Below are 21,113 nucleotides of genomic sequence, written 5' to 3' on the forward strand. Positions count from 1 at the left end.
GGCCTGACGATCTCCGCACGGGGGCCGGTGGTCACGCCACCGGTGTGCATGATGGGAGGGTGTCCGTCTCCGTCACGATCGCGCGCGCCACAGCCGTTCTCGCCGAGGCCGGGGTGGCATCGGCGCGGGTCGACGCGGAGCTGTTGGCCGCACATGTGCTGGCCACAACCAGGGGCCGGTTGTTGCTCGCGCCGGACCTCACGGAGGAACAACACCGCGAGTACGCGTCGCTGATCGCGGCGCGCGGGTCACGCGTACCCCTCCAGCACCTCACCGGTCGGGCGGCCTTCCGCCATCTCGATCTCGCCGTGGGTCCGGGCGTATTCGTCCCACGGCCCGAGACGGAACTGCTCGTCGAGTGGGGGCTGGCGTGGCTGCGCGGGCGTCCGGACGCTCCCACGGTCGTCGACCTCTGCGCCGGCTCCGGCGCGATCGCCCTGTCGGTCGCGACCGAGCATCCCGGCGCCCGGGTGTACGCCGTCGAGCGCGAGCCCGAGGCTCTGGCGTGGCTGCGCCGCAACGCGGCCGGGCATCCCGTCACGGTGGTGGCGGGCGACGTCACCGATCCCGCCGTCCTCGCCGACCTCGACGCCGGGGTGGACCTGGTGCTGTGCAACCCCCCGTACGTGCCGCTGACCGCCGCCGCCGGCCTGCCGGTTGAGGTGACCGGGCACGACCCGGCCGCGGCCGTGTTCGGCGGCCCGGACGGGCTCGACCTGTTCCCGCCGTTGCTGCGCCGGGTGTCCGCGCTGCTCGCGCCCGGCGGGGCGGTCGGGATCGAACACGACGACACGCACGGCGACGCCGTGCCGGCGCTGATGCGCGCCGCCGGCTTCGAGCGCGTACGGCTGCATCACGATCTGGCGGGGCGCCCCCGGTTCACCACCGCGCGCCGCGCCGGCGGATGGCAGGATGGCGCACCGTGAACCTCTACGACTGCCGCACCCTCGCGTGGCGCGACCAGGGAGTCAGCGCCGCGGTCGAGGCCGTCAAGCGCGGCGACCTCATCGTGCTGCCCACCGACACCGTCTACGGCATCGGCGCGGACGCCTTCAAGCCGTGGGCCGTCACCGCGCTGCTCAACGCGAAGGGCCGCGGGCGGCACATGCCGCCGCCGGTCCTCATCGGATCGCGCCACACGCTCGACGGCCTGACGCTCAGCCTGCCCGCCGTGGCCCGCGACCTGGTCGAGGCGTTCTGGCCGGGCGCGCTCACCATCGTCGTCGAGCAGGCGCCCAGCCTGCAGTGGGACCTCGGGGACACCGGCGGCACGGTCGCCGTGCGGATGCCGGCCCACCCGGTGGCGCTGGAGGTGCTGCGCGAGACCGGGCCGATGGCGGTCTCCAGCGCGAACAAGACCGGCGAGCCGGCCGCGCTGACCGCCACGGCCGCGCAGGACCAGTTCCAGTACTCCGTGTCGGTGTATCTGGAGGCGGGCGAGAGCGCCGACCAGACGCCATCTACGATTGTGAATTGCGTAACACCGGTGCCGACCGTGTTGCGCGAGGGGGCGCTGCCGATCGAGAAGCTGCGCCAGGTGGTCCCGAACATCCAGTTACCGGGGGAGTAGCGACGTGGCGCCGTTCACCGTCCTGCACGTATGTGTCGGCAACATCTGCCGCTCGCCGATGGCGGAGCGGCTGTTCGTGCTGGCCGTCCGCAAGCAGATCGGCGACCGCGCCCTCGAGTTCTACCGCAGTCACGGCGCCGGCACCGGGTCCTGGCACGTCGGCGAGCCGATGAACGCCCCGGCCGAGCGCGAGCTGCTGGCCCGGGGTGGCGACCCGTCCGGCTTCAGGGCCCGCCGGATGACCAAGGCGATGATCGACGAGTCCGATCTGGTGCTCTGCGCCACCGCCGAGCAGGTTCACCATGCGGTCGAGCTGCGGCCCGACGCGGCCGGAAAGGTGTTCGTGCTGGGCGAGTTCGGCCGGCTCATGCGCAAGGTCCACCTCGACCGGTTGCCGCCCAACGACGGTTCGGCCGACGCCGCCTACGACCGGGCGTACGCGCTCGTGGTGGCCGTCGACGCGGCCCGCGGCGGCGGCGCGGTGTGGGGCGGCGACGGTCGGCGCGCCGCCTCGCGGCCCAGTGACGACCTCGACGACCCGTGGGGCCTCGCGCCGGCCGAGTTCGCCCGGGTGGCCGACGAGATCGAGGAGACGGTCGTCCCGCTCGCCGCGGCCCTCACCGGCTGACCCCGCTCCCGCTGGCCGCCTGGCGCTTGGCGGCCGCCGCGATGTTGCGGGCCATGCCGCCGAACACGATCGCGTGGAACGGCCACACCGCCGCCCAGTACGCGTGCCCGGCCGGGCCGCGGGGCAGGAACACGGCCCGCTGGCGGTACCGGGCGTGCTCGCCGTCCGGCTCGGCCCGCATCTCCAGCCAGGCCCGGCCGGGCAGCCGCATCTCCGCGCGCAGCCGCAGCAGCCGACCGGGCACGATCTCCTCGACGCGCCAGAAGTCGAGGGCCTCGCCGACCATGAGCCGGCGCGGGTCGCGCCTGCCCCGGCGTAGCCCCACGCCGCCCGCGAGCCGGTCCAGCCAGCCGCGCGCCGACCAGGCGAGCGGGAACGAGTACCAGCCGTGCTCGCCGCCGATCGCCTCGATGACCCGCCACAGCGCGCCCTGCGGGGCGGCCACCGCGTGCTCGCGCACGTCCGTGTAGACGGTCCCGCCCGACCACTCCGGGTCGGTCGGCAGCGGGTCGCTGGGCAGCGGCGCGGTCGACGCCCACGGCCAACTGGCATCCGACCAGCGGGTCTCGACGTCCGCGTCGCGGATCTTCGCCAGCGCCAGGCGGACCGCCTCGTCGAAGCCGATCAGCCCGTCCGGGGGTACCGGCACGTACTCGAGAATGTCCTGTTCCTTGCAGACCGCCTCGTGGATCAGGCTGGCTACCAGCGGACGCGCGATCGCGCCGGGCACCGGGGTGACCAGGCCGACCCAGAGCGCGGACAGCTTCGGCGTCAGGGCGGGCACGGGCGCGATGACGGGCCGCGTCAGGCCGGCGACCTCGGCGTAGCGGCGCATCATCTCGGCGTACGTGAGCACGTCCGGGCCGCCGATGTCGAAGGCGCGGTTGATGTCGGCGGGCACGCTCGTAGGGCATTCCACGAGGTAGCGCAGCACGTCGCGGATCGCGATCGGCTGCACCCGGTTGCGTACCCAGCGCGGGGTGACCATGACGGGCAGGCGCTCGGTGAGGTAGCGCAGCATCTCGAAGCTCGCCGAGCCCGACCCGATGATCACGGCCGCGCGCAGGACGACCGTCGGCACCGGGCCGGCCAGCATGATGCGGGCGACCTCGTCGCGGGAGCGCAGGTGGTCCGAGGAGTGGTGCTCCGCGGGCTCCGGGCCACCGAGATAGATGAGCCGGCCCACGCCGGCCGTGGCGGCGGCCTGCGTGAACACCTCGGCGCCGACGCGGTCCAGGCTCGGGAAGTCCGGCCGGCCGAGCGCGTGCACCAGGTAGTACGCGACATCGCAGCCCCGCAGCGCGTCGACCAGGCCGTCCGGCTTGGTCACGTCCCCCGCGACGATCTCCACCGTGTCGGCCCACGGCTCGTCGCGCAGCCGGACGGGGTTTCGGACCAGGCAGCGCACGTCGTGCCCGGCCGCGAGCAGCCGGGGCACCAACCGGCCGCCCACATAGCCGGTCGCACCGGTCACCAGGCAGCGCATACTGCCGATCATGCCGGGTCGGGGGCCCTGTCGCCCGGGCATCCGTCCGGTTAGGGCCATAGACTCCGGGGGTGGAGACCTACTGGGGCCCGGACTTCGCCGCGCTCGAGGCGGAGGACCCGGAGATCGCGGCCGTGGTCCTCGGCGAGCTGGGCCGGCTGCGCCGCGGCCTGCAGTTGATCGCGAGCGAGAACCTGACGTCGCCGGCGGTGCTGGCCGCGCTCGGCTCGACGCTGACCAACAAGTACGCCGAGGGGTACCCGGGCCGGCGTTACTACGGCGGGTGCGCCGAGGTCGACAAGGCCGAGGAGATCGGCATAGCGCGGGCCAAGGACCTGTTCGGCGCCGATCACGCGAACCTGCAGCCGCACAGCGGCGCGAGCGCGAACCTCGCCGCCTACGCGGCCCTGACGCAGCCCGGCGACACCGTCCTCGCCATGGATCTGCCCCACGGCGGGCACCTCACCCACGGGTCCAAGGTCAACTTTTCGGGTGCCTGGTTCCGGACGGTCGGCTACACCGTCCGGCCGGACACCGAGCTGATCGACTATGACGAGGTTCGCGATCTCGCCCTGGCCCACAAACCCAAGATGATCATCTGCGGGGCGACGGCCTACCCGCGACTGATCGACTTCGGGCGGTTCCGGTCGATCGCCGACGAGGTCGGGGCCTATCTGATGGTCGACGCGGCGCACTTCATCGGCCTGGTCGCCGGCGGGGTCATCCCGTCGCCCGTACCGCACGCCGATGTGGTCTGCGCCACTACCCACAAGGTCCTGCGCGGTCCGCGCGGCGGCATGATCCTGTGCACCCAGGAGCTCAGCGCCCGGATGGACAAGGCCGTCTTCCCGTTCACCCAGGGCGGCCCCCTGATGCACGCCGTGGCGGCCAAGGCCGTGGCCCTGCGCGAGGCCGCGCAGCCCGCCTACGCCGAGTACGCCCGACAGGTCGTCGCCAACGCCCGCGCCCTGGCGGACGGGCTGGCCGAGGCCGGCATGCGCCCCGTCTCCGGCGGCACGGACACCCATCTCGCGCTGCTCGACCTGCGCGAGACCGGCGTCACCGGGCGCGAGGCCGAGGAGCGCTGCGACGCCGCGATGATCACCCTCAACAAGAACGCCATCCCGTACGACCCGCAGAAGCCCATGGTCGCGTCCGGCATCCGGGTGGGCACGCCGTGCGTCACCACCCAGGGCATGCGGGAGGCGCAGATGCGCGAGATCGCGGCGCTGATCGCCCGGGCGGTGGCCGCGGATCCCGGCTCGTCCGGCGGCGCCCGCGAGCTGGCGGCCGTGGCGGACGAGGTCGCCACGCTGGTGGCCGCCTTCCCGGCGTACCCGAAGCCGGCCGTACCCGAGCCGCCGGCGTCCGTCCCGGCTGCCGCCACGGTCGCGCGGTGACGGCCGCCATGCGCGGTGGCCCCGCGTCCACGGACGACCCGGCGGACCAGCCGGCGTCCGCCGGTGGTCGGGCGCCGGACCCCGCCGACCGGCGGGAGGTCGACGCGGAGTTTGTTGACCGTAGGACCGTGCGCCAGCGCATTCCCCACCTGCCGACCGCGCTGTGGGCCATGGCGGTGCTGTTGGTGATCTCGGTCATCGCCGGGGCGGCGTACGGCGGCGCGGTGGCGGCCGCCGGCGCGGCCGCGGGCGTGGGGCTCGTGGCGGCCAGCTATGTGGCGTCGACCCTGGCGATCGCCTGGGCCGACTCCGTGCGGCCCCAACTCGTGCTGGCCGTGGGACTCGTGGCGTACACGATCAAATTCACGTATATCGGACTCGGCATGGCGGCCCTGGCCGCCGCCGACTGGGCCGGGCTGCCGGCGATGGGCGTCTCACTGATCGCGGCCGTGGTGGTCTGGAACGCGGCCCAGATCTGGTACATCGTCCGCCATCCGGTCCACCCCGACCCGCCCGCCGAGCCGTAGGTGCCGGGGCGGTGGGATCGGCCGGGGTCACTATGCCGGCCGGACCCCACGACCCGGCCGCCGGAATGCGACGGACGTCACGTATGTGGATACGCTCACTGTCACAGTGCGTGTTCATGACCCGACACAGCAAGTTTCGCGCGTGAGTGGACACAGTGGGTCCGGTGAGGAGTAACGTATGAGATCCCTGGTTTGGAGACGGCTGCCACCTCCGCGCGGAGCGCGCGGGGGTCGACGTGTAGCACCGTTCAACCGGCTGATATCTTGTCCGCGTCATGGCTGGTGACAAGACGCCCCCGGATCGCGACCCGCAAGGGGCCGGCGCGGGATGGACTGCTCTCGCTTACCTCATCGGCGGAATGCTCGTCTGGGGGTTTGTAGGGTGGCTCGTCGACCGTTGGCTTCACACGGGTGGCATCGCGATCGCGGTGGGGCTCATCGCCGGCCTGGCCGGAGCGGTCTACCTGATCGCCCGACGGTTGGGTGGCATGACATGAGAGGGGCACCAGGTGCCGATCCTCGCTGAGGGCGGAATCCCGTTCCCACCGAGTGTGGAGGACTTCTACCTCCCGAGCCTGGTCGAGGGCGCGTACCCCTGGCTGACGAAGTTCACTCTGCTTGTCTGGGTCGCCGTCGCCGTCCTCATCATCTTCTTCCTGTGGGCGTACCGGAACCCGCAGCTGGTGCCGACCAAGCGCCAGTGGATCGCCGAGTCGATCTACGGCTTCGCGCGCGACGGTGTGGCCAAGGACATGATCGGGCACGAGGGCGTGCGGTTCGCGCCGTACCTCACGACGCTGTTCTGCTTCATCCTTTTGACGAACCTGTTCGGCCTGATCCCGCTCATCCAGGTCTCGCCGAACTCGCACATCGCCTTCCCGATCGTGCTCGCGGTGATCAGCTACGTGCTGTTCATCTGGGTCGGCATCCGCAAGCACGGCGCCGGCAAGTTCTTCAAGAACGCGCTCATCCCCCCGGCGCCGTGGTTCGTGCTGCCGCTGCTGATCCCGATCGAGTTCTTCTCGACCTTCATCGTCCGCCCGGTCACGCTGGCGCTGCGGCTCTTCGCCAACATGTTCGCCGGCCACATGATCCTGCTCGTCTTCACGCTGGGCGGCTTCGCCCTGCTGGGCGCCAACTCGATCGCGGTGAAGTCGGTCTCGGTCCTGTCGTGGGGCATGGCGATCGCCCTCTACTTCCTCGAGGTCATTGTGGCGCTGCTGCAGGCCTACGTCTTCGTCGTGCTCACGGCCAGCTACGTCCAGGGCGCGCTCGCCGACGAACACTGAGTCGGCGGCCCAGCCCGCCGGACGTCATATGTCCCACCGTCACGCGTGAGGGTCACGCGCGATATCCAGGAGGAAAACAACAATGGATTACGCCGCAGTGGAAGGCAGCCTCAGCGCGGTCGGCTATGGCCTCGCCGCGATCGGCCCGGGTATCGGCGTGGGTCTCATCTTCGCCGCGTACATCCAGGCGACCGCGCGCCAGCCCGAGTCGTCCCGCCTGACCATCCCGTACCTGTGGATCGGCTTCGCGGTGGTCGAGGCGCTCGCCCTGCTGGGCATCGCCTTCGGCTTCGTCTTCTAGTAAGCCGCCCGAGACTAATCCCGGAGGTCACGCATGCTCCTTATCGCAGCCGAAGGCGCGCACAACCCGATCATCCCGATCTGGCAGGAGATCGTCATCGGGTCGATCGCGTTCGCCCTGCTGTGCTTCGTACTCATGAAGTTCGTCTTCCCCATGATGGAGAAGACGTTCCAGGCCCGGGTCGAGGCGATCGAGGGCGGCATCCGGCGCGCCGAGGAGAAGCAGGCCGAGGCGGACGAGCTGCTCGAGCAGTACAAGGCCCAGCTCGCCGAGGCCCGCACGGAGGCCGCGCGCATCCGTGACGAGGCCCGGGCCGACGCCACCGGGATCCGGGAGGACATCCTCGCCAAGGCGCGCGAGGAGTCCGACCGGATCATCGCGGCCGGCAAGGAGCAGCTCACGGCCGAGCGGCAGACCATCGTCCGCGAGGTCAAGGCCGAGCTCGGCACGATCGCGGTCGACCTGGCCAGCCGGATCGTGGGCGACGCGCTCGCCGACGAGGCCCGCCGCAAGGGCACGGTCGAGCGCTTCCTCACCGAGCTGGAGTCCACGCCCGCCGGAGGGTCGCGCTGATGCAGGCCGCCAGCCGGGAGTCGTACGCAGCCGCGGTGGAACAGCTCGAGTCGGTCGTCGCCGCGGCGTCGCCGGCCGAGCTGTCCGCCACCGCGGACGAGATCCTCGCCACCGCCGACCTGCTGCGGCGCGAGCCGCGGCTGCGTCGGGCCCTCGCCGACCCGGCGCGGGCGGGCGAGGACCGGGCCGGGCTGCTCGACGCGATCCTCGGGGACAAGGTCTCTGAGCGCGCCGCCCAGCTGCTGCGCGGGCTGGTCGCGGGCCGCTGGTCCAGCCCGAACGAGCTGCTCAACGCCACCGAGCAGCTCGGCGTGCAGACGGTCCTTGCCGGCGCTGACAAGGCCGGTGACCTGGGTGAGGTGGAGGACGAGCTGTTCCGTTTCGGGCAGCTCATCGACGCCAACCCGGGGCTGGCCACGGTGCTGAGCGACCCGAACGCGCCGGTGACGCAGCGGGCCGAGCTGGTCAGGGACCTGCTCAAGGACAAGGCGAAGCCGGCCACGGTGCGGCTGGCGGAGCTGGCGCTCGCCGGGTACGGCGGGCGCGGCCTGACCGGTTCGCTGACCCGGCTCGTCGAGGCGGCCGCCGAGCGGCGTGACCGGCAGGTTGCGTACGTCACGACGGCGGTGCCGTTGAGCGAGGCCGACGAGAGCCGGCTGGGCGCCCGCCTGGCCGCGATGTACGGTCGGGAGATCGCCCTCAAGGTCTCCGTCGACCCGTCGATCGTGGGCGGACTCAGCGTGCAGGTTGGCAACGACCTCTACGACGGCACGGTCTCCCGGCGGCTCGCCGAGGCCCGGCACGCGCTCACCTGACCTACAGAACTTCGATATCCGACGCAGGCTGACGGGTTCATAGCCCAGCCCCCACACCATAAGGAAGTTGAGGATGGCCGAGCTGACCATCTCCTCGGACGAGATCCGGGGCGCGCTGGAGCGCTATGTCTCGTCCTACACGCCGGAGATCTCCCGCGAGGAGGTCGGCGTCGTCACCGAGGCCGGCGACGGTATCGCCAAGGTCGAGGGCCTGCCCTCGACGATGGCCAACGAGCTGCTGGAGTTCGCTGACGGCACGCTGGGCCTGGCGCTGAACCTGGACGTTCGCGAGATCGGTGTCGTCGTCCTGGGCGAGTTCGCCGGCATCGAGGAAGGCCAGCAGGTCAAGCGCACCGGCCGGGTCCTCTCGGTCCCGGTGGGCGACAAGTTCCTGGGCCGCGTCGTGGACCCGCTGGGCAAGCCCATCGACGGCCTCGGCGACATCGAGAACGACGGCTACCGCGAGCTGGAGCTGCAGGCGCCCAACGTCATGGCGCGCCAGTCGGTGTCCGAGCCCATGCAGACCGGCATCAAGGCGATCGACGCGATGACGCCGATCGGCCGGGGCCAGCGGCAGCTGATCATCGGTGACCGCAAGACCGGCAAGACCACGATCGCGCTGGACACCATCCTCAACCAGCGCGCCAACTGGGCGTCCGGCGACCCGAAGAAGCAGGTCCGCTGCATCTACGTCGCCATCGGCCAGAAGGCGTCCACGATCGCGTCGATCAAGGGCACGCTCGAGGAAGCCGGCGCGATGGAGTACACGACGATCGTCGCGTCCCCGGCGTCCGACCCGGCCGGCTTCAAGTACCTGGCGCCCTACACCGGCTCGGCCATCGGCCAGCACTGGATGTACGCCGGCAAGCACGTCCTCATCGTCTTCGACGACCTCACCAAGCAGGCCGAGGCGTACCGTGCCGTGTCGCTGCTGCTGCGCCGCCCGCCGGGCCGTGAGGCGTACCCGGGTGACGTCTTCTACCTGCACTCCCGGCTGCTGGAGCGCTGCGCGAAGCTCTCCGACGAGATGGGCGCGGGCTCGATGACCGGTCTGCCGATCATCGAGACCAAGGCGAACGACATCTCGGCGTTCATCCCGACCAACGTCATCTCGATCACCGACGGCCAGATCTTCCTGGAGGCTGACCTGTTCAACCAGGGCGTCCGTCCGGCGATCAACGTCGGTACCTCGGTGTCCCGCGTCGGTGGTTCGGCCCAGGTGAAGCCGATGCGCAAGGTCGCCGGCTCGCTGCGGCTCAACCTCGCGCAGTACCGTGAGCTGGAGGCCTTCTCGGCCTTCGCCTCCGACCTGGACAAGGCGTCGCGGGCCCAGCTGGAGCGCGGTAGCCGCCTGGTCGAGCTGCTCAAGCAGCCGAACTACTCGCCGTACCCGGTCGAGGAGCAGGTCGTGTCCGTGTGGGCCGGCACCGAGGGCAAGCTGGACGACATCCCGCTGGGCGAGGTGCGCCGCTTCGAGACGGAGTTCCTGCAGTACCTGCGCCACTCGCACAAGAGCACGCTCGACGCGATCGCCGACAACACCTGGGACGACGACATCATCGCCGCCCTGGACCAGGCCATCGCGGACTTCAAGCAGATGTTCCTGGGCAAGGACGGCCAGATCGTGATCAACGAGCCGGCCGCCGAGGCGCTGGAAGCCGGCGCGGAGACCCGCGAGACCGTCAAGCGCGTCGTTCCGCCGAAGAAGTGATGCCATGGCAGCCCAGGTAGGTGCCCTTCGCCGACGCATCCGGTCGGTGAAGTCCACCAAGAAGATCACCAAGGCGCAGGAGCTCGTCGCCACGAGCCGCATCGCCAAGGCCCAGGAGCGGGTGGCCGCGTCGCAGCCCTACGCGACCGCGATCACGAACGTGCTCACGGCCCTGGCGAGCAACGCCAACGTCGACCACCCGCTGCTCGTGGCGCGGCCGGTCGTGCGGCGGGCGGGCGTCCTGCTCATCACAAGTGACCGCGGCCTGGCCGGCGGCTACAACGCCAACGCCATCCGCACGGCCGAGCAGCTCATCGCCCGGCTCAAGGAGGACGGCAAGCAGGTCCTGCTGTACACGGTGGGCCGCAAGGGCCTCACGTACTACCGGTTCCGCAACCGGCCGGTCGAGGCGAGCTGGACGGGCTTCTCGGAGCAGCCGACCTTCGCCAACGCGCGGGAGATCGGCGAGACGCTGATCAAGGCGTTCGTGGCGGGCGCGGACGACGTGGACGACGTGGGCGGCCCGCACCCGGGTGAGGACGGCATCTGGGGCGTGGACGAGCTGCACGTGGTGCACACGCAGTTCCGCTCGCTGATGACCCAGACGCCGCAGGCGAACTTCCTCGCGCCGTTGCAGGTCGAGACGACGGAGTCGGCGGAGCACCACGCGCTGCTGCCCGCGTACGAGTTCGAGCCGGACCCGGACGCGCTGCTCGACGCGCTCCTGCCGAAGTACATCAACACCCGCATCTACGCGGCGTTGCTGGACTCGGCGGCGAGTGAGTCGGCGGCCCGCCGGCGTGCCTGCAAGAGCGCCACGGACAACGCGGAAGAACTGATCAAGAAGTACACGCGCGAGATGAACTCCGCGCGCCAGGCCGCGATCACCCAGGAGATCAGCGAGATTGTCGGCGGGGCGAACGCGCTCGCTGCCGCGGGAAGTGAAGTGTGAGATGACTGCAGCTGTAGAGACCAAGACCGGCGTCGGCCGTGTCGTCCGGGTCATCGGCCCGGTCGTCGACGCCGAGTTCCCCCGCGACGCGATGCCGGACATCTTCAACGCCATGCACGTCGACGTGACCCTCGCCGAGGGCACCAAGACGCTGACGTTGGAGGTCGCCCAGCACCTGGGTGACAACCAGATCCGTGCGATCTCCATGCAGCCGACCGACGGTCTGGTGCGTGGCGCGGAGGTCCGCGACACGGGTGGCCCGATCTCGGTGCCGGTCGGCGACATCACCAAGTCGCACGTGTTCAACGCGATCGGTGACTGCCTCAACCTCAAGGAGGGCGAGAAGCTCGAGGTGACCGAGCGGTGGCCGATCCACCGCCGGCCCCCGGCGTTCGCCGACCTCGAGCCGAAGACCGAGATGCTGGAGACCGGCGTCAAGGTGCTCGACCTCCTGGCGCCCTACGTCAAGGGCGGCAAGATCGGCCTGTTCGGTGGCGCGGGCGTGGGCAAGACGGTGCTCATCCAGGAGATGATCATCCGGGTTGCCAACAACTTCGGTGGCACCTCGGTCTTCGCCGGTGTGGGTGAGCGCACCCGTGAGGGCAACGACCTCATCCACGAGATGACCGAGACGGGCGTCATCAACCAGACCGCGCTCGTCTTCGGTCAGATGGACGAGCCGCCGGGCACCCGTCTGCGGGTCGCGCTCTCCGCGCTGACCATGGCGGAGTACTTCCGTGACGTGCAGAACCAGGAGGTGCTGCTCTTCATCGACAACATCTTCCGGTTCACGCAGGCCGGTTCGGAGGTCTCCACCCTGCTCGGCCGCATGCCCAGCGCCGTGGGTTACCAGCCCACGCTGGCCGACGAGATGGGCGAGCTGCAGGAGCGCATCACCTCGGTGCGTGGCAAGGCCATCACCTCGATGCAGGCCATCTACGTGCCGGCGGACGACTACACCGACCCGGCGCCGGCGACCACGTTCACCCACCTGGACGCCACCACGAACCTGGAGCGTTCGATCTCGGACAAGGGCATCTACCCGGCGGTTGACCCGCTGGCGTCCTCGTCGCGGATCCTCGCCCCCGAGTACGTGGGCGTCGAGCACTACACGGTGGCCTCCGAGGTGAAGCGGATCCTGCAGCGCTACAAGGACCTGCAGGACATCATCGCCATCCTCGGCATGGACGAGCTCTCCGAGGAAGACAAGATCACGGTGGGTCGCGCCCGCCGCATCGAGCGCTTCCTGTCCCAGAACACCTACGCCGCGAAGATGTTCACGGGCGTCGAGGGCTCCTTCGTGTCGGTCAAGGACACGGTCGAGGCGTTCAAGAAGATCTCCGAGGGCGAGTACGACCACGTGCCCGAGCAGGCGTTCTTCATGTGCGGTGGCCTCGACGACCTCGAGCGCAACTACCACAACCTGACCAAGGGCTAGGTCTCGCGGTACGCAACAGGGCGCGCGGTTCGCATACCGCGCGCCCTGACGCGTTTCCGGGCGTACCCGCGGACGCGGTAACCTTTCGCGTCGGCGCCGACCCCCGGCGCCGCAGGGGGAGGGTTTCCGTGTCCGGTCGCGTGCGCGTCATTCTGCTGTCCGCGGTCGCACTCGTGCTGGTCGTCGCCGGCATCGCCTTCGCGGCGAACAAGGCCATCGACAAGGCCGACAAGGCGATCCCGCAGACGGACCTGTTCGGCTCGGCGACACCGTCGGCCGGCGCCCCGGCGAGCCCGACCCCCGAACCGGGCGCGGACATCAAGGGCCCGCTGGACATCCTGCTCGTCGGCATCGACTCCCGTGAGTCGATCAAGACCTGGCAGCCGCACGCCGACACGGTCATGATCCTGCATGTCACCAAGGACCTGGAGCACGCGTACCTCACGTCGCTGCCCCGCGACCTCGTCGTGCCGATCCCGGCGTTCAAGAAGGCCAATTTCCCGGGCGAGACCACCAAGCTCACGCACGCGATGAGCTACGGCGCCCGGGTGCCCGGCACGAACATCCCCAAGGTGGCGCAGGGCTTCGAGCTGCTGGCGAAGACCGTCAGCAACTACACCGGCATCAAGCGGTTCGACGCGGGCGGCATCCTGACGTTCAACGGCATGAAGGAGCTGGTGGACAGCCTGGGTGGCATCGACATCTACGTCGACCAGAAGGTGACCTCGATCCACCGCAACACCAAGGGTCAGGCCCTTTCGCGGGTCGGTGGCACCGCCAAGACGTACAAGGTGGGCCAGCAGAAGATGAACGGCTGGCAGGCGCTCGACTACGCCCGCCAGCGCTACATCAGCGGCTCGGACTACGCGCGCCAGCGGCACAACCGCCAGCTGGTCAAGGCGATCATGGTCAAGCTGTTCAGCAGGGACGTGGTGGCCAACCCGGCCAACCTCGACAAGGTCGTGAAGGCCCTCGGCAAGACGCTCACCTTCGACGGGCGCGGCCACCGCCTCGTGGACTACGCCTTCGCCCTCAAGAACCTCAAGCCGGCGAACGTGACCCTCGTGGGCCTGCCCGGCGGCAGCGTGATGAGCGGCGGCAGCTACCGGGGCGAGGCGCTCAACTCGATCCGCAAGGAGTACTTCGCCGCGCTGCGGGCGGACGCGTTGGACGAGTTTGTGACCGAGAATCCGAAGCTGGTCAACAAGAAGTGAGCCCGCTCCCAGGGCGGGAGCCCACTGCGGGCCAGCCTGAGGCGCCTACTAGACTGGCCCGCACCACGACAGGTTAGGGAGATCCACCGTGTCGAAGCTCTTCCACGTCGAGCTCGTCGCCGTTGAGGCGAAGGTCTGGTCCGGTGAGGCCGAGGCGGTCTTTGCCCGGACGACGGAGGGTGAGCTGGGCGTCCTCGCCGGTCACGCCCCGCTGTTCGGCCAGTTGGCCGCGCCCGGCCAGGTGCGCATCAAGGTCGGCAACGGCGAGGAGCTGCGCTACGAGGTCGACGGCGGTTTCCTCTCGGTCACCGATGACGGGGTCACCGTGCTCGCGGAGACCTGCGTACCCGCGACCGCCGCCGCGGCGCACTGATCGGGACGCCGATGAAGATCTTTGAAGGGGTCTGCATCGGCGTCGGACTCGCACTCCTCGCCCTGATGCTTCTGTTCATCCGGCGCGAGGTCATTTCCCGCGGTGGCGGGACCATCGAGATGTACCTGCGGCTCAACACGTTCGTGCCCGAACGCGGCTGGTCGCCCGGCCTGGGGCGGTTCGCGGGCAACCACCTGCGGTGGTACCGGATCTTCAGTTTCGCCGTGCGTCCCCGGCGGGTGCTCAGCCGGGGACAGCTCACGGTCGAGAACCGCCGGGCGCCCGAGGGCGAGGAGCGCCTCGCGCTACCGGCCGGGTACGTGATTGTCCGGTGCGCGGGCGGCGCGGAGCCGGTCGAGATCGCGCTCGCTGAGTCGACCCTGACCGGCTTCCTGTCCTGGCTGGAATCCGCGCCGCCCGTGAGCCGCTAGCGGTCGCGGCCCGGAACCCACAGGACGTCGCCGCCGGGGTTGGCGATCCGGGACAGGATGAACAACAGGTCGGACAGCCGGTTGAGGTAGGTCGCCGGCAGGGTCCCGGTGCGCTCCGGGTCCGTCTCGTAGAGCGCCCAGGCGGTGCGCTCCGCGCGCCGGGTGACCGTGCGGGCCACATGCAGCAGGGCCGCGCCGGGCGTGCCGCCGGGGAGGATGAACGAGTCGAGCTTGCCCACCCGGGCGTTGAACTCGTCGCACCAGCCTTCCAGGCGCTCCACATACGCGGGGGTGATCCGCAGCGGGGGCCACTTCGGCTCCGCCTGGATCGGCGTACTTAGATCTGCTCCCACGTCGAACAGGTCGTTTTGTACGATCCGCAGCGGGGCAATCACGTCGTCGGCGAGTTGTCCCAGAGCGAGCGCCACGCCGATCGCGGCGTTCGCCTCGTCAACGTCGGCGTAGGCCGCGATGCGCGGATCGGTCTTGGCGACCCGGCTGCCGTCACCGAGCGCGGTGCTGCCGGTGTCGCCGGTCCGGGTGTAGATGCGGGTGAGGTGGACGGCCATGGCATACAGCCTAGGGGGCGTCGCGGTGGCGGGTCAGCCGCTCGCCGCGCGCCCGGGAGACGACGACCCTACGATGGGCGCCGTGGACGTCATCCGGGTAACGGGCGGCGCGCGGCTGGCCGGTGACGTGCCGGTCGTCGGCGCGAAGAACTCCGCCCTCAAGCTCATGGCCGCGGCGCTGCTCGCGCCGGGCCGCAGCACGCTGTCGAACGTCCCCCGGATCACGGACATGGCGCTGATGGCCGAGGTGCTGCGCCGGCTGGGCTGCCAGGTGGACGCCATCGAGTCCGACGCGCTCGGGGTCGAACTGGCCGTGGACGTGCCGGCCGACGGGCTGGGCGCGGAGGCCGACTACGACCTCGTGCGCCGCCTGCGCGCCTCCATCTGCGTACTCGGCCCGCTGCTGGCCCGGTGCGGGTCCGTCCGGGTCGCCCACCCCGGCGGCGACGCGATCGGCTCGCGCGGGCTGGACATGCACATCAGCGGGCTCGCCCGGATGGGTGCCGAGATCAGCGGCGAGCACGGGTTCATCATCGCGACGGCCGACCGGCTGCGCGGCGCGACGATCTGGCTCGACTTCCCGAGCGTGGGCGCCACGGAGAACCTCCTCATGGCGGCCGTGCTCGCCAAGGGCACCACCGAGATCGACAACGCGGCCCGCGAGCCCGAGATCGTCGACCTGTGCGACATGCTGCGGGGGATGGGCGCGCAGATCGAGGGCGCGGGCACCTCCACGCTGGTCATCACGGGCGTGGACGAGCTGCGGCCGGTCGCGCACCGGACGGTCGGCGACCGCATCGTCGCGGGCACCTGGGCGTTCGGCGCGGCCATGACGCGCGGGGACGTCACCGTCACCGGCATCAACCCGTCCTCGCTCGAGATCGCCCTGGACAAGCTCGCCACCGCCGGCGCGTCCGTCGAGACGGGCAAAGATCATTTCAGGGTACGCATGGACGAGCGCCCCGCGGCGATCGACATCGTGACGCTGCCCTACCCGGGGTTCGCCACCGACCTGCTGCCCATGGCCATCGGCCTGGCCGCCGTGAGTGACGGCGCCTCCATGATCACGGAGAACATCTTCGACGGCCGGTTCATGTTCGTGCAGGAGGTCGTCCGCCTCGGCGCCGAGATCCGTACGGACGGCAAGCACGCCGTGGTCCGTGGCCGCGACCGGCTGTCGGCCGCCCCGGTGCGCGCCACGGACATCCGGGCGGGCGCCGGCCTGGTCATCGCGGGCCTGTGCGCGGACGGGGTGACCGAGGTGTCGCACGTACACCACATCGACCGGGGGTACCCGGACTTCGTCAACGACCTGCACCGCCTGGGGGCGCACGTGGAGCGGGTGGCCGCCCCGCCGGAGCCCGAGTTCGGGCTGTGACCGCCGCCCGCCGGTCATCGGCGATGCGGGTCCACAGCGCTTCCACAAAATGTCCACACAGCGTCAGTCCAGCCACGAGGACCTACGTCAACGCCGACGGCGTACACCGCCCGGAACTGCTCGGATCAGGCGGGCCAGCCGACGACGCGGCGGGCCCGGAAGAGGTCCGACTCGAACACCAGCACCCGGACCTGGCCGTCCGCGCCGGTGGTGGTCGTGGCGCGGATGCCGGCCTCGGCGAGCAAGCTGACCGCGGCGTGGGCCGCGTCGTCGCACTCGGCCACGGTGACGACGCGCAGCAGGCCGTAGTCCTCGTGCATGGGGAGCCCCGCGACGGCCGTGGGTCCGGCGAGTGGATCCGGTGTTTCCAGCGGGGCCGGCGGGGTCGCTGTGACCGCTGGTTCGGCGGTGGCGACCTCCGCGATCTCGACATCGTCGTCGCGACGGTCGGCGCCCCGGGGCCGCGTGTCAATGTCGTCGAGGTCGTCCGGCTCGGCCACGTCGCTGAAGGCCCACTTGAGCACCAGGGCGAGCACGCCGACGAGGGCCAAAGCCAGCAGCGGCGCCAGAAAGTAGCTCAACCCGTGCGTGAGGGGCACGCTGCCAGTGTGCCACCGCAGGTGGGATGGGGTGCCCTGAACGCGCGTTCCGGCTGGGGTCGGTAGGGTCAGGCCAGGGCCGCCGCGCAAAGGCGGCGACCTCGGGACGAGGAGGGTGCGCGGATGGCAGGGCGACTCGCGGTCATCGGGGCCGGTCTGATGGGTTCGGGCATCGCCCAGGTGGCGGCCCAGGCGGGCTGGCAGGTCACGCTCCGCGACCTGGACGACGCCGCCACCGCACGGGGCGTCGCGGCCGTGCGGGCGTCGCTGGAGAAGTTCGCCGCCAAGGGCACGATCGCGGCCGAGGACGTGTCCGCCACGCTGGACCGGATCACGACGACGACCGACCTGGACGCCGTGGCCGACGCCGACCTCGTCGTCGAGGCCGTCTTCGAGCGCCTGGACCTCAAGCAGGAGGTCTTCCGTCAGCTCGACCGCCTGTGCGGGGACACTGCCGTCCTGGCGACCAACACCTCAGCCATCCCGGTCACCCAGATCGCGGCGGTGACCGCCCGGCCCGAGTCCGTCGTCGGTACGCACTTCTTCTCGCCCGTACCCATGATGAAGTTGTGTGAGCTCGTGCGCGGGTACAAGACGAGCGACGCGACGCTCGCGACCGCCCGCGCGTTCGCCGAGGAGATCGGCAAGACCTGCATCGTCGTCAACCGCGACATCGCGGGCTTCGTCACGACGCGCCTGATCACCGCGCTCGTCATGGAGGCCGTGAGCCTCGTGGAGAGCGGCGTGGTCACCCCAGAGGACCTCGACACGGCCTGCAAGTTGGGTTTCGGCCACGCGATGGGCCCGCTCGCGACGACGGACCTCACCGGCGTCGATGTGCTGCTGCACGCCACCCTGAACATCCACTCGGACACCAGCGACCCGAAGTTCTTCCCGCCCGAGCTGCTGCAGCGTATGGCCGCCGCCGGTGACCTGGGCCGCAAGACCGGCAAGGGCTTCTACGACTACAGCTAGCGGGCGGCGACGGAGGTCAGGAACCCCATCACGCACCCGGGCCGGTAACATCAGCGCCTGTCGATACTAGGCCCGGGTGAGGCGTCGTGACGGCAGGGCGGCTGTTCAGCGTGCAGCGACAGGAACGGCTGCTTGCTGAGCTGCGCGGGCAGGGCGCCGTGCGCGTGCGGGACCTCGCGCGCGAACTCGGCGTCAGCGAGCTGACCATCCGTCGCGACATCGCCGCGCTCGCCGAGCGGGGCCTCGTGGCCAAGGTGCACGGCGGGGCCACCCTGCCGACCCAGGTCGTCCACCGCCCGCGCCGGGCCGCGACCCGGTTCACCATCGGCATGGTCGTACCGTCGCTTGACTTCTCCTGGCCCCCGATCGTGGCCGGGGCGCGTGCGGCGGCCGCCGCGCTCGGGGTGACCATCCAGCTGCGCGGGTCGAGCTACGACCCGGACGAGGATCGCCGCCAGATCGGCCGGCTGGTCGACGACGGTCACGCGCAGGGGCTGCTGCTCGCGCCCAGCCTGGACGGCGAGCTGCTCGACTGGATCGGCCAGCTGCCCGTGCCGGTCATCCTCGTCGAGCGCCAGCCGTCCCGGTGGACCCCGACGTCGAGCCGCCTCGAGTGGGTGCGCAGCGACCACGCGCTCGGCATGGGGATCGCCGTGCACCACCTGCGGCAGCAGGGACACGAGCGCCTGGGCCTCGTACTGTCGCGGGGCAGCCCCACTTCCACCCACCTGCTGCATGGCTGGCACGCCGCGACCACCGAGCTGGGCGTGACGGACGCGCTGGTGGTGCGCGAGTCCGTGGCGCTCGACGCGCCCGACCATCGCGACATCATCGCGGGCATCCTCGCGGAGTGCCGGCGCGAAGGGGTCACCGCGCTCATCGTGCACAGCGACCCCGATGCCGTGTCCGTCGCCCAGTTCTGTGCCGAGCGGGGCGTCAACATCCCCGACGACCTGGCGATCGTCTCGTACGACGACGAGGTGGCCCACCTGGCCGAGCCGCCGCTCACGGCCGTACGGCCGCCGAAGAGTCACGTCGGTCGGCTCGCCGTCGAGCTCATGGTCTCGCGGCTGCTGGACGGCGAGCGCCGCCCCGCCCAACGGGTACTGGTCGCGCCGGAGCTGGTCGTGCGGGCGTCGTCGGTGTCGCGTACGCGCAATGTGCGGTTCTCGAAGGAGGGAAGGGTGAGAGGGTGAGACGCCCGGATCCTGGCTGGCCGGCTGCCGTCAGCTGATCAGCCGTCGCGCTTCGTGGTCCAGCGGAACGTGGTCAGGCAGAGGACCAGGCCGAGCACACACCAGACGGTCAGCACGAGGGCGACACGGCCCAGCTCCCAGGACCCGGCCGGCTCACCCGCGGCCAGCTCGGCCGGCAGGAACACCGAGCGCAGGCCCTGGCAGATCCACTTGAGCGGGAACAGCGCGGCGATCTGCTGCATCCAGTGCGGCAGCTGCGAGAACTCGAAGAACACGCCCGAGATGAACTGCAGGACGAGCGCGACCGGGGTGGCCACGGCCGAGCCGCTGCGCGCCGTGCGGGCCAGCGAGGAGAACGCGATGCCGCACAGCGTGCACGCTGTGACGCCGAGCAGGCTCACCCAGCCGAACGTGAACCACCGCTGGGCGTCGCCCGGCAGCCGCACGCCGTAGAACGCGACCGCGAACACGAGCAGCACGACCGTCAACATCGCCGAGACGGCCAGGACCATGAGCACCTTGCCCATGAAGTAGACCGACGGGGGCATCGGGGTGCCGCGCAGCCGCTTCAGCTCGCCACGGTCGCGTTCCATGGGGATCTGGATGGCCAGGTTCTGAAAGCCGGTCGCCATGAGGCCGGCGCCCATCATGCCCACCACGAAGTACTGCGTGAACGGCACGCCGGGGGCGATGTCCCAGTCGAAGATCGACCCGAAGACCACGATCATCAGTACGGGGAACAGCACCGTGAACACCACGGCCTCGCGGCTGCGCGCGAACCGGGTGATCTCCGCGCGCCCCTGCCGCAGACCGAGCGCCGGCGCCACGAGGTCGCTCATCTGTCTCCACCGATCATGTCGAGGTAGATCTCCTCCAGGGTGGGGCGGGTGACGCTGAGACCGGGGATCTCCGCGCCGCCGAAGCGCGACACGAGCTGCCGGACGAACGCCGTGGGGGTGTCCGTCCGCGCCGAACGCGGCCCGTCGGGCTCGATCCAGGAGACCGTCGCGGCGGCCTGGGCGCGCCCGCCCAGCTCGGCCGGCGGGGCCACGGCCACGACCCGGCCGCCGGCGATCACGCCGACCCGGCCGGCGAGCGCCTCCGCCTCGTCCAGGTAGTGGGTGGTGAGCAGGATGGTCGTGCCGGCGGCCGAGAGGTCGCGCACGAGCGCCCAGAACTCGCGCCGCGCCTGGGGGTCGAAGCCCGTGGTCGGCTCGTCGAGGAAAAGCAGCTCGGGGCGGCCGATGATGCCCAGCGCCACGTCGAGGCGCCGGCGCTGCCCGCCCGACAGCGTGTGCACCGCGGCGCGGTCCTTGTCCGCCAGGCCCACCCGCTCCAGCACGCCCGCCGGGTCGTCCGCGTTCGGGTAGTAGCCCGCGAACAGCCGCAGCAGCTCACCGACGCGCAGGTTGTCGAACTGGTTGGTGCTCTGCAGCACGATGCCGATGCGCGCGCGCCAGGCCGCGTCGGCCCGCGCCGGATCGACGCCGAGAACGCTGACCTCGCCCGCGTCCCGGCGCCGGTAACCCTCCAGGATCTCCACCGTCGTGGTCTTGCCGGCGCCGTTCGGCCCGAGCAGCGCGAACACCTCGCCCTTGTCGACCGTGAGGTCCACTCCGGCGACCGCCTGCTGCTTGCCGTACGCCTTGCGCAGGCCCACCACCGCGATGGCGGCGTCAGAACTCATG

The 21,113-nt window shown here is 70.9% G+C and carries 24 protein-coding genes; 19 read left to right on the plus strand and 5 right to left on the minus strand.

Annotated elements, in window-relative coordinates; genetic code table 11:
- The first annotated feature begins 59 nt into the window (after positions 1-59).
- Genes prmC through ABD191_RS10200 form a run of 3 tightly spaced genes read left to right on the plus strand, consistent with a single transcriptional unit; the run spans position 60 to position 2,198 of the window.
- A complete protein-coding gene (gene prmC / locus ABD191_RS10190; protein WP_344079286.1) occupies positions 60-926 on the plus strand; it encodes a peptide chain release factor N(5)-glutamine methyltransferase in 867 nt (288 codons plus the stop codon).
- Positions 905-1,570 carry an L-threonylcarbamoyladenylate synthase gene (locus tag ABD191_RS10195; RefSeq protein WP_344079288.1) on the plus strand — a complete coding sequence of 222 codons (666 nt, stop codon included), beginning with the start codon at positions 905-907 and terminating at the stop codon, positions 1,568-1,570. The genes prmC and ABD191_RS10195 overlap by 22 nt, the downstream gene beginning before the upstream one ends.
- Before the next feature lie 4 nt (positions 1,571-1,574).
- Positions 1,575-2,198: an arsenate reductase/protein-tyrosine-phosphatase family protein gene (locus ABD191_RS10200; protein ID WP_344079290.1), complete on the plus strand. Its 624-nt coding sequence runs from the start codon at positions 1,575-1,577 to the stop codon at positions 2,196-2,198.
- On the opposite strand, the gene ABD191_RS10205 is transcribed toward ABD191_RS10200, so the two are convergent.
- Positions 2,188-3,684, minus strand: a complete 1,497-nt coding sequence (locus ABD191_RS10205) for an SDR family oxidoreductase (protein WP_344079291.1) — start codon at positions 3,682-3,684, stop codon at positions 2,188-2,190. The genes ABD191_RS10200 and ABD191_RS10205 overlap by 11 nt on opposite strands.
- A gap of 71 nt (positions 3,685-3,755) precedes the next feature.
- Here ABD191_RS10205 and ABD191_RS10210 point away from each other — a divergent pair, with 71 nt between their 5' ends.
- From ABD191_RS10210 to ABD191_RS10270, 13 genes are all read left to right on the plus strand, one after another.
- Entirely contained in the window at positions 3,756-5,084 is a 1,329-nt protein-coding gene (locus tag ABD191_RS10210; RefSeq protein WP_344079293.1) for a serine hydroxymethyltransferase, read from the plus strand.
- Positions 5,081-5,611: a hypothetical protein gene (locus ABD191_RS10215; protein ID WP_344079295.1), complete on the plus strand. Its 531-nt coding sequence runs from the start codon at positions 5,081-5,083 to the stop codon at positions 5,609-5,611. Before ABD191_RS10210 ends, ABD191_RS10215 begins: the two co-directional genes overlap by 4 nt.
- A 275-nt stretch (positions 5,612-5,886) precedes the next feature.
- The gene (locus ABD191_RS10220; protein ID WP_344079296.1) at positions 5,887-6,108 is read left to right on the plus strand and encodes an AtpZ/AtpI family protein; all 222 of its coding nucleotides are present in this window, start codon (positions 5,887-5,889) and stop codon (positions 6,106-6,108) included.
- 12 nt (positions 6,109-6,120) lie between these two features.
- The gene (gene atpB, locus ABD191_RS10225) at positions 6,121-6,900 is read left to right on the plus strand and encodes a F0F1 ATP synthase subunit A (RefSeq protein WP_344079298.1); all 780 of its coding nucleotides are present in this window, start codon (positions 6,121-6,123) and stop codon (positions 6,898-6,900) included.
- Between the two features lie 82 nt (positions 6,901-6,982).
- Complete coding sequence (locus ABD191_RS10230; RefSeq protein ID WP_344079300.1) at positions 6,983-7,201, plus strand: ATP synthase subunit c family protein; 219 nt, start codon at positions 6,983-6,985, stop codon at positions 7,199-7,201.
- A 33-nt stretch (positions 7,202-7,234) separates the two neighbouring features.
- On the plus strand, positions 7,235-7,774 hold the full coding sequence (locus ABD191_RS10235) for a F0F1 ATP synthase subunit B (protein WP_344079301.1): 540 nt from the start codon (positions 7,235-7,237) through the stop codon (positions 7,772-7,774).
- Positions 7,774-8,589, plus strand: a complete 816-nt coding sequence (locus tag ABD191_RS10240) for a F0F1 ATP synthase subunit delta (RefSeq protein WP_344079302.1) — start codon at positions 7,774-7,776, stop codon at positions 8,587-8,589. The genes ABD191_RS10235 and ABD191_RS10240 overlap by 1 nt, the downstream gene beginning before the upstream one ends.
- Positions 8,590-8,662: 73 nt before the next feature.
- Positions 8,663-10,300, plus strand: a complete 1,638-nt coding sequence (atpA, locus tag ABD191_RS10245; RefSeq protein WP_344079304.1) for a F0F1 ATP synthase subunit alpha — start codon at positions 8,663-8,665, stop codon at positions 10,298-10,300.
- 4 nt (positions 10,301-10,304) lie between these two features.
- Entirely contained in the window at positions 10,305-11,252 is a 948-nt protein-coding gene (locus ABD191_RS10250; protein WP_344079306.1) for a F0F1 ATP synthase subunit gamma, read from the plus strand.
- 1 nt (position 11,253) lies between these two features.
- Complete coding sequence (gene atpD / locus ABD191_RS10255) at positions 11,254-12,690, plus strand: F0F1 ATP synthase subunit beta (RefSeq protein ID WP_344079308.1); 1,437 nt, start codon at positions 11,254-11,256, stop codon at positions 12,688-12,690.
- Positions 12,691-12,818: 128 nt separating this feature from the next.
- Complete coding sequence (locus ABD191_RS10260) at positions 12,819-13,904, plus strand: LCP family protein (RefSeq protein WP_344079310.1); 1,086 nt, start codon at positions 12,819-12,821, stop codon at positions 13,902-13,904.
- An 88-nt stretch (positions 13,905-13,992) separates the two neighbouring features.
- The gene (locus ABD191_RS10265) at positions 13,993-14,277 is read left to right on the plus strand and encodes a F0F1 ATP synthase subunit epsilon (protein ID WP_344079311.1); all 285 of its coding nucleotides are present in this window, start codon (positions 13,993-13,995) and stop codon (positions 14,275-14,277) included.
- Between the two features lie 11 nt (positions 14,278-14,288).
- Complete coding sequence (locus ABD191_RS10270; protein WP_344079313.1) at positions 14,289-14,708, plus strand: DUF2550 domain-containing protein; 420 nt, start codon at positions 14,289-14,291, stop codon at positions 14,706-14,708.
- Here the strand turns inward: ABD191_RS10270 and ABD191_RS10275 are convergent.
- Complete coding sequence (locus ABD191_RS10275; protein ID WP_344079315.1) at positions 14,705-15,277, minus strand: cob(I)yrinic acid a,c-diamide adenosyltransferase; 573 nt, start codon at positions 15,275-15,277, stop codon at positions 14,705-14,707. The two genes, ABD191_RS10270 and ABD191_RS10275, sit on opposite strands and share 4 nt — an antisense overlap.
- Positions 15,278-15,350: 73 nt before the next feature.
- Between ABD191_RS10275 and murA the strand changes: the two genes are divergently transcribed.
- Entirely contained in the window at positions 15,351-16,655 is a 1,305-nt protein-coding gene (gene murA / locus ABD191_RS10280; protein ID WP_344079596.1) for a UDP-N-acetylglucosamine 1-carboxyvinyltransferase, read from the plus strand.
- A gap of 125 nt (positions 16,656-16,780) precedes the next feature.
- Here murA and ABD191_RS10285 read toward each other — a convergent pair whose 3' ends face one another.
- Positions 16,781-17,254: a putative signal transducing protein gene (locus tag ABD191_RS10285; RefSeq protein WP_344079317.1), complete on the minus strand. Its 474-nt coding sequence runs from the start codon at positions 17,252-17,254 to the stop codon at positions 16,781-16,783.
- Positions 17,255-17,377: 123 nt separating this feature from the next.
- On the opposite strand from ABD191_RS10285, the gene ABD191_RS10290 reads away from it, so the two are divergent.
- Positions 17,378-18,229, plus strand: a complete 852-nt coding sequence (locus ABD191_RS10290; RefSeq protein ID WP_344079319.1) for a 3-hydroxyacyl-CoA dehydrogenase family protein — start codon at positions 17,378-17,380, stop codon at positions 18,227-18,229.
- Between the two features lie 86 nt (positions 18,230-18,315).
- Positions 18,316-19,425, plus strand: coding sequence for a LacI family DNA-binding transcriptional regulator (locus ABD191_RS10295; protein WP_344079320.1), 1,110 nt, complete (start codon positions 18,316-18,318; stop codon positions 19,423-19,425).
- 38 nt (positions 19,426-19,463) lie between these two features.
- Here ABD191_RS10295 and ABD191_RS10300 read toward each other — a convergent pair whose 3' ends face one another.
- Both ABD191_RS10300 and ABD191_RS10305 read right to left on the minus strand, forming a co-directional pair.
- Positions 19,464-20,264, minus strand: coding sequence for an ABC transporter permease (locus ABD191_RS10300; RefSeq protein WP_344079322.1), 801 nt, complete (start codon positions 20,262-20,264; stop codon positions 19,464-19,466).
- On the minus strand, positions 20,261-21,112 hold the full coding sequence (locus ABD191_RS10305; RefSeq protein WP_344079324.1) for an ABC transporter ATP-binding protein: 852 nt from the start codon (positions 21,110-21,112) through the stop codon (positions 20,261-20,263). The genes ABD191_RS10300 and ABD191_RS10305 overlap by 4 nt, the downstream gene beginning before the upstream one ends.
- Position 21,113: the final 1 nt, after the last annotated feature.

This window comes from Luedemannella helvata, from assembly GCF_039528415.1.
GTDB classification, from domain to species: domain Bacteria; phylum Actinomycetota; class Actinomycetes; order Mycobacteriales; family Micromonosporaceae; genus Luedemannella; species Luedemannella helvata.